This is a genomic window from Anaeromyxobacter oryzae, assembly GCF_023169945.1.
GTDB classification, from domain to species: domain Bacteria; phylum Myxococcota; class Myxococcia; order Myxococcales; family Anaeromyxobacteraceae; genus Anaeromyxobacter; species Anaeromyxobacter oryzae.
Genome location: NZ_AP025591.1, coordinates 4,094,553 through 4,107,078 on the forward strand (window position 1 = coordinate 4,094,553; position 12,526 = coordinate 4,107,078).

General features: G+C 72.7%; 9 protein-coding genes. 5 read left to right on the plus strand and 4 right to left on the minus strand.

Features of this window, described 5'->3' with window-relative positions:
- Positions 1-28: 28 nt before the first annotated feature.
- Positions 29-1,414, minus strand: a complete 1,386-nt coding sequence (locus AMOR_RS17880; RefSeq protein ID WP_248352978.1) for a sigma-54-dependent transcriptional regulator — start codon at positions 1,412-1,414, stop codon at positions 29-31.
- Between the two features lie 131 nt (positions 1,415-1,545).
- On the opposite strand from AMOR_RS17880, the gene AMOR_RS17885 reads away from it, so the two are divergent.
- On the plus strand, positions 1,546-3,363 hold the full coding sequence (locus AMOR_RS17885; RefSeq protein WP_248352979.1) for a HAMP domain-containing sensor histidine kinase: 1,818 nt from the start codon (positions 1,546-1,548) through the stop codon (positions 3,361-3,363).
- A gap of 62 nt (positions 3,364-3,425) precedes the next feature.
- Here the strand turns inward: AMOR_RS17885 and AMOR_RS17890 are convergent, their stop codons facing one another.
- Positions 3,426-4,949, minus strand: coding sequence for an ammonium transporter (locus AMOR_RS17890; RefSeq protein WP_248352980.1), 1,524 nt, complete (start codon positions 4,947-4,949; stop codon positions 3,426-3,428).
- Positions 4,950-5,713: 764 nt separating this feature from the next.
- Here AMOR_RS17890 and AMOR_RS17895 point away from each other — a divergent pair.
- Positions 5,714-7,603 (plus strand): APC family permease, encoded by a 1,890-nt coding sequence (locus tag AMOR_RS17895; RefSeq protein ID WP_248352981.1) that lies wholly within the window; start codon positions 5,714-5,716, stop codon positions 7,601-7,603.
- Between the two features lie 68 nt (positions 7,604-7,671).
- On the opposite strand, the gene AMOR_RS17900 is transcribed toward AMOR_RS17895, so the two are convergent.
- Complete coding sequence (locus tag AMOR_RS17900) at positions 7,672-9,012, minus strand: ammonium transporter (protein WP_248352982.1); 1,341 nt, start codon at positions 9,010-9,012, stop codon at positions 7,672-7,674.
- A 3-nt stretch (positions 9,013-9,015) separates the two neighbouring features.
- Positions 9,016-10,023 carry a serine/threonine-protein kinase gene (locus AMOR_RS17905; protein WP_248352983.1) on the minus strand — a complete coding sequence of 336 codons (1,008 nt, stop codon included), beginning with the start codon at positions 10,021-10,023 and terminating at the stop codon, positions 9,016-9,018.
- Positions 10,024-10,100: 77 nt separating this feature from the next.
- On the opposite strand from AMOR_RS17905, the gene AMOR_RS17910 reads away from it, so the two are divergent.
- From AMOR_RS17910 to AMOR_RS17920, 3 genes are all read left to right on the plus strand, one after another.
- On the plus strand, positions 10,101-10,910 hold the full coding sequence (locus AMOR_RS17910; RefSeq protein WP_248352984.1) for a PP2C family protein-serine/threonine phosphatase: 810 nt from the start codon (positions 10,101-10,103) through the stop codon (positions 10,908-10,910).
- Between the two features lie 77 nt (positions 10,911-10,987).
- Positions 10,988-12,283, plus strand: coding sequence for an MgtC/SapB family protein (locus AMOR_RS17915; protein ID WP_248352985.1), 1,296 nt, complete (start codon positions 10,988-10,990; stop codon positions 12,281-12,283).
- A 63-nt stretch (positions 12,284-12,346) separates the two neighbouring features.
- Positions 12,347-12,526, plus strand: a complete 180-nt coding sequence (locus AMOR_RS17920; protein WP_248352986.1) for a hypothetical protein — start codon at positions 12,347-12,349, stop codon at positions 12,524-12,526.

A 12,526-nucleotide genomic window follows, 5' to 3' on the forward strand; every position in this document is an offset into this window, starting at 1 on the left:
CCGGTCGGCGGCCACGCAGGGGGCGGGTTCACCGCCCCCACTTCTTGCGCTTCCGCCAGAGCGTCGTGACGTCGACGCCGAGGATGCGGGACGCTTCCGTGAGCGTCGGGGTCCGGGCGACCACGCGCAGCACGTGCTCGCGCTCGATCTCCTCGGCGGTGAAGTCGCCGCCGGGCACGACCTCACCCGTGGAGGAGGGGCCCAGCATCCGGCCGGGGAAGACCTCGGGCTCGATCACGTCTCCGGGCGCCAGGATCAGGGCGCGCTCGACGACGTTCCGGAGCTCCCGTACGTTGCCCGGCCACGACCAGCGGAGCAGCACCTCCTCGGCGGCGCGTGACAGCGTGGGAACGGGCCTGCCTGCCGAGCTCGCGAAGTCCGCCAGGAGCTCGCGCGCGAGCGGCACCACGTCCTCGGGGCGCTCGCGCAGCGGCGGGACGACGATCTCCATCACGTTCAGGCGATACAGCAGGTCTCGCTGCAGCCGGCCGGTGGTCACGTCGGCCTCGAGGTCACGGTCGGTCGCCACGACGATCCGGACGTCGCAGGTGCGCGCCAACGTCTGCCCGACACGCTCGAAGCGCCGCTCCTGGATCAGACGCAGCAGCCGCGCCTGGAGCGCGGGCGACAGCTCGCCGGTCTCGTCCAGCAGCACCGTTCCGCCGCTGGCGCGCTCGAGGACGCCCCTGCCGTCGGCCTCGGCTCCGCCGCCTCGGCCGAAGAGCTCGATCGTCAGCCGCTCGTCGGAAGCCGCACGGCAGCTCACGACGCCGAACGGTCGGGCGCGGCGGGCGCTCTGGTCGTGCAGGGCGCGGGCGAGCCCGGTCTTCCCGGTACCCGGCTCGCCACGGAGCAGCACGGGCACGTCGTGCGCCGCGGCGCGGCGCACCATGTCGAGCGCGGAGCGCATCCGCGGGGATGCGGTGGCGAGCGCCGACGCGGCGACCGGGGCGCGCCGCTCCACCTCGACGTGCGCGACGCGCTGCTCGAGCCTCCGCCGCTCGCGCGTCCGCTCCACGAGGTCGCGGATCTGTGCAGGCGTGAACGGCTTCGGGACGTAGTCCTTGGCGCCGCGGCGCATCGCCTCGACCGCGGAGTCGATGGTCGAGTAGGCGGTGATGACGACGACGTCGAGCTCGGGCCGGAGCGCGAGCAGCCTCGGCAGCACCTCGATCCCGTCCTCCGCCTCCAGCCGCAGATCGAGCAGCGCGAGATCGTATGGGCGCCGCCGCAGCTCGTCCAGGGCGGCCCCGCCCGTCGGAGCCTCCGCTACCTCGCAACCCATCTGCCTGAGGCAGAGCGCGAGCGTGTGGCGGATGTTCGGCTCGTCGTCGACCACGAGCGCGCGGGTCGCGCCCCCCCCGGCGGGACCGAGGGTGCTCTCCTCGAGGCGGTCTGGCGCGGACGCAGGCACGATGGTGCTCGCTGGTTGGGCAGCGCTCCGGCTCCGCTGCTCGAATGGCGTTCCGGGCCGGGCACCCGGCTCGCCGGCTCGATTCCGGCATGCGCGCGGCGTGCCGAGTCGCGCACGCGAGGAGGACGACCGTGACGTTCCGCAGCCGACTGCTCCTGGCCCAGGCCCCTCTGGCGGCGGCGCTGCTGCTCGTCGGAGCCGCCTCCCTGCGGACCGTGTCCTCGCTCGGGGAGAGCTCCGCGAAGACCCTCCAGGACAACTATCGAAGCGCGCTGATGGCCCAGCGCATGTCCGCCGCGCTCGAGGAGATGAACCGGGACGCCCTCCTGCGCGCGGTCGGGTGGGACGCGGGGGGTGCCCCCTCCGAGCACCGGGAGCGATTCCAGGCCGAGCTGGCGGCCCAGTGGCAGAACATCACGGAGCCTGGTGAGGCCGAGGCGACGCGTCGCCTCGCCGCCGCCTGGGACGAGTACCGGCGCGCCGAGGACGCGGCGGCGGCGGCCACGGATCGGCGCGCCTCCTACTCGGGGCCGCTCACGCGCGCGCGCACCGCGGTGCAGGGCGCGACGGACGAGATCCTCTCGCTGAACGCGGAGGCCATCCGGAGAAAGAGCCAAGGCGCGAGGCGGATGGCGGGGCGGCTGCTCGCGCTCATGGCGGCGGCCACGGGCTCTGCCCTCGCGATCGGCCTCGTCATCTCCTCCAGCCTGACGACTCGCACCGTCCGACCGCTCACGAGCCTCGCGCGCGCGGTCCGGCGGTTCGGCGAGGGCCACCGGGAGCCGCGGCTGCGCCCGGCCGGCGACGACGAGATCTCCGCGCTCGCCCGCGAGTTCGAGACGATGGCCGATCGGCTCGACGCGTACCGGAGGAGCTCGCTCGGCGAGCTCATGCGCGCGCAGCAGTCCGCGCAGGCGGCGATCGAGAGCCTCCATCACCCGGTGCTGATCCTGAGCGCCGGCGGCGCGGTCCTGAACCTCAACCGGACGGCCGAGCGGGTCCTCGGGTTGCGCCGCGAGGAGGGCACCGGGAAGCAGCTCCACGCGCTCGGCCTGGAGCCGGCGCTCGCGGAGCGGCTCGAGGCGGCGCGGCGGCACGTCGTGAGCGGGAGCGGCTCGTACGTGCCGCACCGCCTCGACGAGGCCGTCGCGATCTCCAGCGCGGACGGACCCCGGCGGTTCCTTCCGCAGGCGACGGCCCTGGTCTCGCCGGAGGGGACCGCGATCGGGGTCACCCTCGTCCTCCAGGACGTGACCCGCCTCGCCCGGTTCGATCAGCTCCGGAACGACCTCGTGGCGACCGTCGCGCACGAGTTCCGGACGCCGCTGACCTCGCTCCGGATGGCGGTGCACCTGTGCGCCGACGGCGCCGCGGGGCCCCTCACGGACGAGCAGGCGAAGCTCATGGGCGGTGCACGAGCGGACTGCGAACGCCTGCTCGACTTCGTCGACGAGATCCTCGACCTGTCGCGCATCCAGGCGGGGGCGCTCGAGGTGCACGCGCGTCCGGTCGAGGCGGACCGCATCCTCGAGCGCGCCGCGTCCGAGGCGGCCGTGTCGGCCCGATCGGCCGGGATCGACCTCGACGTGCAGCTCCCGGGGGCGCTGGCGGTCTCCGCGGACCCCGACCGCATCGGAATCGTGCTGGGGAACCTCGTCGGGAACGCGCTGCGCCACAGCCCGCGAGGCGCGCGGGTCGTCGCCCGTGCCGTGCGGGGGAAGAACGTGGCCCGGTTCGAGGTCCGCGACGCAGGACCGGGGATCCCCCCGCAGTACGTCGGGCGGATCTTCGACCGGTTCTTCCAGATCCCGGGCGCGAAGGGCGGAGGGATCGGGCTCGGGCTCTACATCGCGCGGGAGATCGTGGAGGCGCACGGCGGCGTCATCGGCGTCGAGACCGACGCCGCGAGCGGCAGCACGTTCTGGTTCACGTTGCCGATCGCGGACTAGGAGAAGCCGCGCCCCCGGGGACGGGGGCGCGGCTCGTTTGTTCACGGCGATCCCACGATCGATCAGGACGGCTTCACGGCCGGGACCGGGACGACCGCGCGCGCGTCCTCCGGGTCCATCAGGGCGTGGCCGGAGCCGACCGACCCGAGCGGCGACATGATCTCGGGGTACGCGAAGCCGCCGTGCTCGTGCAGGTCGAGGCCCATGAGCTCCCCCTCCTCGGAGACGCGCAGCGTGCCGGTCGCCTTCACCGCGTACATCAGGGCGAAGCCGACCACGACGGTGGCGAGCATGACGGCGCCGCTGCCGATGAGCTGCAGCTTCAGCTGGGCGAACCCGCCGCCGTAGAAGAGCCCCTTCACGAGCGTGGAGGTGTCCGGGCCGGTGGGGCCGGGAACGCCGAACTGGCCCGTCGCGAAGAGCCCCAGCGCGAGGGTGCCCCACACGCCGTTCGCGCCGTGCACCGCCCAGGCGCCGATGGGGTCGTCGATGCGGAGCCACTCGACGAAGTCGAACGCGACGACGACGAGCACGCCCGCGACGGCGCCGATGACGATGGAACCGAACGGCGACACCCAGTAGCAGGGCGCGGTGATGGCGACGAGGCCCGCGAGGAACCCGTTCACCGTGAAGCCGGTGTCCCAGATCTTGTGGCGCGGGTAGACGAAGAAGAGCGCGGAGAGGGCGCCGGCCGCCGCGGCGAGGGTGGTGTTCGCGGCCACGCGGCTCATGCCGATGTAGTCCATGGCGGAGAGCGTCGAGCCGGGATTGAACCCGTACCAGCCGAACCACAGGATGACGCCGCCCACCGCGGCGATCGTCATGTCGTGGCCGGGAGGCATGCCGCCGCCGTCGCGCTTGAACTTGCGGCCGAGCCGGGGCCCGAGGGCGATCGCGCCCACGATGGCGACGAAGCCGCCGATGGTGTGAACGACCGTCGAGCCGGCGAAGTCGCGGAACCCCGCCACCGCGAGCCAGCCATCCGGCCCCCACGCCCAGTGGCCGATGATCGGGTAGATGAAGCCGCTCACGCCGATGCTGTAGAGGATGTCGCCCCAGAAGCCGGTCCGGCCGACCATCGCGCCCGACGTGATGGTGCTGCACGTGTCGGCGAAGGCGAACTGGAAGAGCCAGAACGCGAGGATCGGAATGCCGGTCGCCCCGTACGTCTCCGGCGTGCCGTGCAGGAAGAAGTACTGCAGGCCGATGAACCCGTTCCCCGAGCCGAACAGGAAGGCGAAGCCGAACGCCCAGAAGAGGATGCCGCAGAGCGCGGTGTCGACGATGCCCTCGAGGAGGATGTTCACCGTCTCGCGGCCGCGGGCGAAGCCGGCCTCGAGCATCATGAACCCCGCCTGCATGAAGAACACGAGGAACGCCGCGACGAGCGTCCAGAGCGTGTTGATCGGGTTGATGTACGGCGCGACGGCGGCCGCCTCCTCGGCGTGGGCCGTACCCACGAAGTTGGAGAGACCGTAGATCGCGCCGCAGAGCAGCAGCGCCGCGATGGTCTTCCCGCCGAGCACGGCGAGGAAGACCCGCCGTCCCTCCCGCTCGTGCAACCGTTCGATGAATCGCCTCAACATGTCTTTGGCTCCCTCGAGCTGCGCGAATAGCCGAAAAATTCAGCCGTGCGGCGCGGGCGTCGCCCGAGCCGGTTCGTGCGGATTGCACGGTATGTGCCGCGAACCGCACGACCCGTCCCGGGCGCGAAATACTCCGTGTGGCAGAGCGTTGAGGGGCGATCGCGCCGAAGCCGTTCCAGCGCGCGGCGGCGGATCTGGACGCCCGGCGGGCTGAGCCATGCCCGGATTCCCGGCGGGCCCCGGCTCGTTCGCGGCCCGCGCGCGCGGGGACGACGCCGAGGAGCTGCGCTCCGGACTCCACTCACCGTGTAGGGCGGCGCGGAGCGTGCCGGCGGGAACCACGACGCGCAAGTCCTCACCGCCGGGTCGACTGCCGGCGGCCCGGCGCACGTCGCGACCTCTGATCGCCGTCGGGGCGGAACGCGGGGCGCAGCCCGGGCGAGACGGCCGCCGGCTTCCCGGTCGGGCGCCAGCTCGCCCGTCCGCGTCTCCCGTCCTCGGCTCGCTCCGCACGCACCGGAGTGCCCGCTCCGCGGGCGGCGCTTGGCGCGCTCCTTCCAGCCGCCTTTGCATTGTGCAGCACCCTGCGCGGCGGGTCGCCAGCGCGCGAGCGCGAAGTCCGCGACCACGCGTCGAAATGCTCGCGTTGCACGCCTCGTCCGCCGCGGGCGCGCACGCCCCGGCACGTCCGCTGCACAAAGGCCTCTTTGTCGACCTGGACGGGACGGGCGGAAATCCAAACCGAGAGACCGGAGAGCATTCACATGGCCACACCGCTGAACGAAGGAAGCACGAGCCCCTCGACGGGGACGACGGGGCCGCGCCCCACGCTGGGCCTGACCGGCCTGACGATCAACGCCATGGCGCTCATCGCGCCGGGGGCGTTCCTCTGGCTGACGTTCCAGATCCAGTCGCTGTACGGGGCGCCCATGGCCGGCTCGGCCATGTGGTTCGGGATCCTCGCCGCGCTGCTGCTCTGCTTCGCGACCGCCATCAGCTACGCGGAGCTGTCGAAGCTGTACCCCGGCGCGGGGTCCTCCTACTTCTTCGCGGAGCAGGCCTTCCTGAACCGGACCAAGGCCTACCGGTTCGCTCGCGTCGCCAAGTTCATCACCGGGTGGGCCTCGCACCTCTACTACTGGGTCTATCCGGGGGTCATGGTGGGCGTGACCGCCATCCTCTCCGGCTACCTGCTGAACCAGTTCTTCCCGAACACCTTCAGCGGCGCGTACAACAGCTTCCCGTTCATGGCGGTCTTCTGCGTCGTGTTCGCGCTGGGCGTGGCGTACATCGCGTTCCGCGGCGTGACCGGCACCACCGGCGTGAACTTCGCCATCAACGTCATCCAGATCACCGCGCTGCTGGTCTTCTCGGTCATCGCCATCTCCTACCGGATGAACCACCCGGAGGGCTCGAGGGGCTGGCACCTCGTGAACGGCGTGCCCGTGGACTTCGTCGTCGCGCAGGAGCCGGCGCTGGAGAACGGCAAGCCCAAGCTCGACGCGGCGGGGCAGCCCGTGCTGCAGAACAAGCTCGACGCCGACGGCAACCCGGTGCCGGAGCTGAAGGACGGCAAGCCGGTCCCGTTCACGCTGAGCTACGCGCCCGCGGCGGCCACCAGCCTCGAGCCGGTGGACGCGGATCACCCCAAGGACCTCACCCCGCACTTCAAGTTCCACCCGACCGCCTCGTCGGTGACCGCGCCGCACGGCTTCTCGTTCATCGTCATCCAGGCGTGCATCGCCATCCTGATCCTGGTGGGCTTCGAGTCGGTCACCTCGATGGGAGAGGAGGCGAAGAACGCCAAGCGCGACATCCCGCGGGCCGTGCTGCTCTCGCTCGGCATCCAGGGCATCGTCTGCTACGCCATCGAGTACTTCGCGGCGAACTACTTCCTGAACCAGGGCTACACGCTCAGCGACGCGGCCGCCTCGGGCGCGCCGCTCGGCGACATGATGGTCCTCGCGGGCACCTGGCTCTTCGGCAGCTACGCGGCCGGGCGCGCCTTCATGCTCGTCCAGGCGGCCACCGTGTTCCTCGCGCTCATCGGGACGACGCTGTCGTGCCTGTCGACCGGCGCGCGCGTGACCTACGCGATGGGCAAGGACAACGAGGTGCCGGAGCACTTCGGGTTCCTGCACGGCAAGCGGCTCACCCCGCACCGCGCCATCTGGACGCTGGCCGTCATCTCGGCGGTGCTCGGGATCTTCACGGTGGTCACGTACCTGGGGGGCACCTCGCCGGCGCCGCTCGAGGCCAAGTACCAGGGCTTCTGGTATTCCGTCGGCCTCTTCAAGCCCGAGACCTACCCGAGCCTGCCGAACAGCCTCGTGATCATGACCCTGATCTCGAACTTCGGGACGTTCCTGCTCTACATGCTCACCTGCATCGTCGCCATCGTGGCGTTCCGGGAGCACAAGCAGTTCAGCGGGTTCAAGCACCTGTTCGTGCCGCTCTTCGGCCTCCTCGCCAACCTGGCCTGCATGCTCTTCTACCTGGTGGGCCCGTTCACGGTGAGCGGGATGAGCCCGAAGGAGCCGTACATCGCGCTGGGCGTGTGCCTGCTCTGGGGTGCCTACGGCGCTGTCTACTTCCTGCGCTCGAGCCGCAAGAAGGGGAAGGCGGTGCTCATCGAGAAGGTGGTCGCCGCGTAGCGCGGGCCGCGGCCGCTCCCGCCGGGGCGCGATCCTTGCCCGGGATCGCGCCCCGGCGCGGGGCGTCCTCAGGTTCGCGGATAGGCGTCGGTCCCCATCTCCAGCGCGTCGACGCCCTGTTGCTCCACCTCGGCCGACACGCGGTTCCCCACGAGCCGGTCCACCAGCCGGAAGAAGCCGTACGACGTCCCGAAGACGAACGTGGCGTTCGCGAGCACGCCCACGAGCTGCGCGCCGAGCTGGCCGGCGTCTCCGAACAGGAGCCCGCGGACGGGGCCCGCGACGCCGTTCCAGCCGTTCCCCCAGCTGCCGTCGGCCAGGAGGCCGACGGCCAGCGCGCCCCAGGTCCCGCACACCCCGTGCACCGCGAACGCACCGACCGGATCGTCCACCCGCAGCCTGCGCTCGAGCAGGCCGACGCTCCAGACCACCAGCACGCCGGCCACCACGCCCACGAGCACCGCGGCCGCGGGCGTGACGAAGGCGCAGCCGGCGGTGATCGCGACCAGGCCGCCCAGCAGCCCGTTGCAGGCCATCCCCACGTCCGGCTTGTCGAGCGTGAACCAGACGGAGAGCAGCGCCGCGAGCGCGCCGCCGGCCGAGGAGAGCATCGTGTTCACGGCGATGAGCGCGATCCGGGGGCTCGCGGCCGAGAGGGTGGAGCCGGCGTTGAAGCCGAACCACCCGAAGGCGAGGATGAGCGTGCCCACCACCGACATGGGGAGGTTGTGGCCGGGCATCGCGCCGATGGTGCCGTCGGCCCGGAACCGCCCCAGGCGCGGGCCGAGCACGATGGCCCCGGCGAGCGCCGTGAGCCCGCCCGTCATGTGGACGACGCTCGAGCCGGCGAAGTCGACGTGCCCGTGGCCGAGCCCGACGTTCACGCCGAGCTGGGCCAGCCACCCGCCGCCCCACACCCAGTTCCCGTAGAGCGGGTACAGCAGCGTCGACATGAAGACGCCGTAGACGAGGAACGCGGCGAACCTCCAGCGCTCGGCCATCGCGCCGGTGGGGATGGTCGCCGCGGTGTCCATGAACACCGTCGCGAACAGGAACATCGCGAGGTGCGAGGGCTCGCTGGCCACCGTCACCAGCGCGAACCGGGCGGCGCCGGCGAGGCCCCAGGCCCGGCCGCCGAGCGTGAGCGCGAGCTCGTGGCCGCCCGGCGCGGCGGCGCCGAGCGTGGTCCACTCGCGCACGCCGCCCATCATGAGGCCGTAGCCGACGAGCCAGAACCCGAGGACGCCCACCGGGTAGATGATGAGGTTCATGGCCATGGTGTTGGCGGCGCTCCGGGCGCGGGTGAAGCCCGTCTCCACCATGGCGAACCCGGCCTGCATGAACATGACGAGGAACCCGGTCAGCAGCACCCAGGCGAGGTTCAACGACGGCTCGAGCGACGGGGCCACGCGTCACCTCCGTTCCACGGCGGGCGAGGCGCGCGGGCTCGCCGGCGCCGAGAGGCGGTTGCTCAGCCAGACCAGCATCCCCAGCGCGAGGAGCACGGCCACGACGAGCGCCGAGGCGATCGTCCGACGGCGGGCGCGGACCCTGGCGCGCCGGCGGGAGTCGCCCAGGGCGGGATCGCGGGCGGCCACCGCGGACGGGTCCGAAAGGTCGCGGCACAGCTCGGCCGCGGCGGCGTACCGGTGGCGCGGGTCGCGCTCGATGGCCTTCAGGATGATGGCCTCGAGCGAGGGGTCGAAGTCCTTCACGTAGTAGCTGGGCGGCCGGGGCTCCTCGCTGGCCTTGGCGCGGAGCAGGGCGCGCGGGTTGGCGCTGTCGTACGGGAGGTGCCCGGTGAGCATCTCGTAGAGCAGCATCCCGAGCGCGTAGATGTCGGTCCGGATGTCGCCGCGGCGGCCGCGGATCTGCTCCGGGGCCATGTAGTCGGGCGTCCCGAGCGCGTTGGAGAGCGCGCCCCAGGTCAGCCGCCGCGAGGCCTCCGCCAGCGCGATGCCGAAGTCCAGGATCTTCACCTGGCCCGAGGCGGTGAGGAGGATGTTCTCGGGCTTGATGTCCCGGTGCACGACGCCCTGCGACTCCAGGTAGGCGAGCGCGCCGCAGACCTGCCGGGCGACGTCCAGCGCCTGGGCGGTGGGGAGGGGCTTCCCCTTCATGAGCGCGCGGAGCGACTTGCCCTCGACGTACTCCATCACCATGTACGTCCGGCTCTTCTCGCGCGGCTTCAGGAACCGGACGATGTTGGGATGGTCGAGCTTCTGCCCGATCTGCTCCTCGCGCTCGAACCGCTGCGCGAAGACCACGTCGGCCTCGAGCTGCACGTGGGGGACCTTGAGCGCCACGGTGGCGCCGGTGAACCCGTCCATCGCGCGGAAGATCGACGCCATGCCGCTGCGCGCGAGGAGCGCCTGGAGCTCGTACTGGTCGAGCTTCTCGCCGACGACGGGGTCGCGCATCAGGCGACCGGAGCCCGTGATGACATGGGCCAACCTTAGTGCGCGCCCGAGGCGCGCCGCAACAAACGTGCGCCGAGGTGGCCGTGGGTGAATGGGTGCTCGACGCCGCCGCGCTCACCGACCGCGGCACCACGCGCCCGCACAACGAGGACGCCTGCGCGGCGCGGGTCGATCCGGACGGCAACGCCCTCGCGGTGGTCGCGGACGGGGTCTCGCTCGCCGCAGCCGGCGAGGTCGCGAGCCAGATGGCCGTCGAGGTGCTGCTGCGCGCCTACGCGGAGGAGCCGGCCACCGCCGCGCCGGGCCAGCGGCTCTACCGCGCCGTGCAGCAGGCCAACATCGAGCTCTACGACCGCGCCATCGCGGTCCCGGAGCTGCGCGGCATGTCCACCACCCTCACCGCCGCCGTGGTCGCCGGCGGGGAGCTCACCGCCGTGCACGTCGGCGATTCGCGGCTGTACCTGCTCCGGAACGGCGCCGCCGTCCAGCTCACCAAGGACCACACCGTCGCGGCGGAGAAGGTGCGCATGAGGCTGCTCAGCCGCGAGAAGGCGCGCCTCCACCCGGAGCGCAGCGTCCTCACCCGCAGCGTCGGGCGCGAGCTGATCGTGAGCCGCGACCGGATCGTCCAGCGGCTCGCGCCGGGGGACATCCTCCTCCTCTGCAGCGACGGGCTCCACGGGGTCCTCGACGACGCCGAGCTACCGGCGCTCGTGGGGGAGCGCTTCGCCGCCGAGGCGTGCCGGGCGCTGCTCGACGCGGCCAACGCGCGCGGCACGCCCGACAACCTCAGCGCGGCGGTCGTGCGGGTCACCGGGGGCGCACCCTTGGCGGGCGAGTCGCCGGAAGGGCTCGGGTCGCGGCTGCGGCGACTGCTCGGTCGCTGACGGCGCCCGCGCGGCGACCCCGGGGCACCGTGCCGCACGGGGCGGCGGGGGCGGGGCCCGCGGTAGGATGTCCCTGGATGGCCCACCTCGAGCCCTACGCCTCGCTCGGCATCGCGCTCGCCGCCGGCCTCCTCATCGGGCTCGAGCGCGAGCGCTCCCGGCCGGCGGACACCGAGCGCGACTCGTTCCCGGGCGGGGCGCGCACGCACCCGCTCCTCTCGCTCGGCGCCGCGGTCGCGACCCTCGCCGCGCGCGAGGTGGGGCTCGCCGTGGTGGCGATCCCGTTCGCCGCGATGGTCCTGCTCCTCGCGGTGAACTACGCCGGGGACGTGCTCCGGGGCGGGCACCGGGGGATCACCTCCGAGGCCGCGTTCCTGCTCTCGTTCCTGCTCGGCGTCCTCTCGATGACGCGCGGCGTCCTCGAGCCGCTCGGCACGAAGCTCCTCGTGGTCGCGTCGATCGCGGTGGTCGCGACCTTCCTGCTCTCGTCCAAGACGAAGCTCCACCCGCTCGCGCGCCGGATCACCGCGGAGGACGCCGCGGCGACGCTCGAGTTCCTCCTCGTCGCGGTCGTCGTCCTGCCGCTGCTGCCGGACCGGACCTACGGGCCGCTCGACGTCCTGAACCCGTTCCAGATCGGGGTCCTGCTCGTCCTCATCTCCGGGATCTCCTTCGCCGGCTACGCCGCGATCCGGCTCCTCGGGCCTCGGCGCGGCCTCGGGCTCACCGGGCTCGTGGGCGGCCTCGTCTCGTCCACGGCGGTCACGCTCGCCATGAGCGAACGCGCGAAGGAGCAGCCCGGGCTCGCGCCGTCCGCGGCGCTCGCGGTGATGCTCGCGTCCACCGTGATGTTCCTCCGCGTGTTCGTCATCGTCGCGGTGGTGAACCCGTCGCTCGAGGCGAAGCTCGCGGCGCCCATGCTCGGCGCGGCGGTCGCGGGCGCCGGCGCGAGCCTCGTGCTCTGGCACCGCTCCGAGCGCGCGCGGGGAGACGGGAGCGCGGTCGGGTTCACGAACCCCTTCGAGCTGGGCGCCGCGGTCTGGTTCGCGCTCGTGTTCGCGGCGGTGCTCCTCGGCTCGAAGGCCGCGACCCTGTACCTCGGGACCGGCGGCACCTACGCCGCGGGCGTCCTGGCGGGGACGACGGACGTCGACGCGATCACGCTCTCCATGGCGAAGCTGGCGGGCGCCGGCGTCCGGCCGGAGGTCGCCGCCACGACGATCTTCCTCGGCGCCGCGTCCAACACGCTGGTGAAGGGGGTGATGGCGGCGGTCGCCGGCGGCTGGAGGTTCGGCCGGCAGGTGCTCGCGGCACAGCTCGCCACCCTCGCGGCCGGCACCGCCGGGGTCGCCGCGACGTGGCTCGTCCTCTGAGCGGCCGCCCGGCCGGGCGGCCCGATCCGCCCGTGCCCATCGTCGGCTCACGGAGGTGAGCGGATGCCCCAGGGACCGGACGACGAGAAGGACGTGATGACCCCGCAGAAGGCCGCGGACGCGGTGCAGCCGGGCTTGCGGATCGCCAGCGGCGACGACGATCCGCGCGAGGAGGAGGGCTGGAGCCAGCCCGAGTCCTCGGCGCAGAAGCTCCCGGAGCCTCCCGGCGCCGATCGCCGCTGA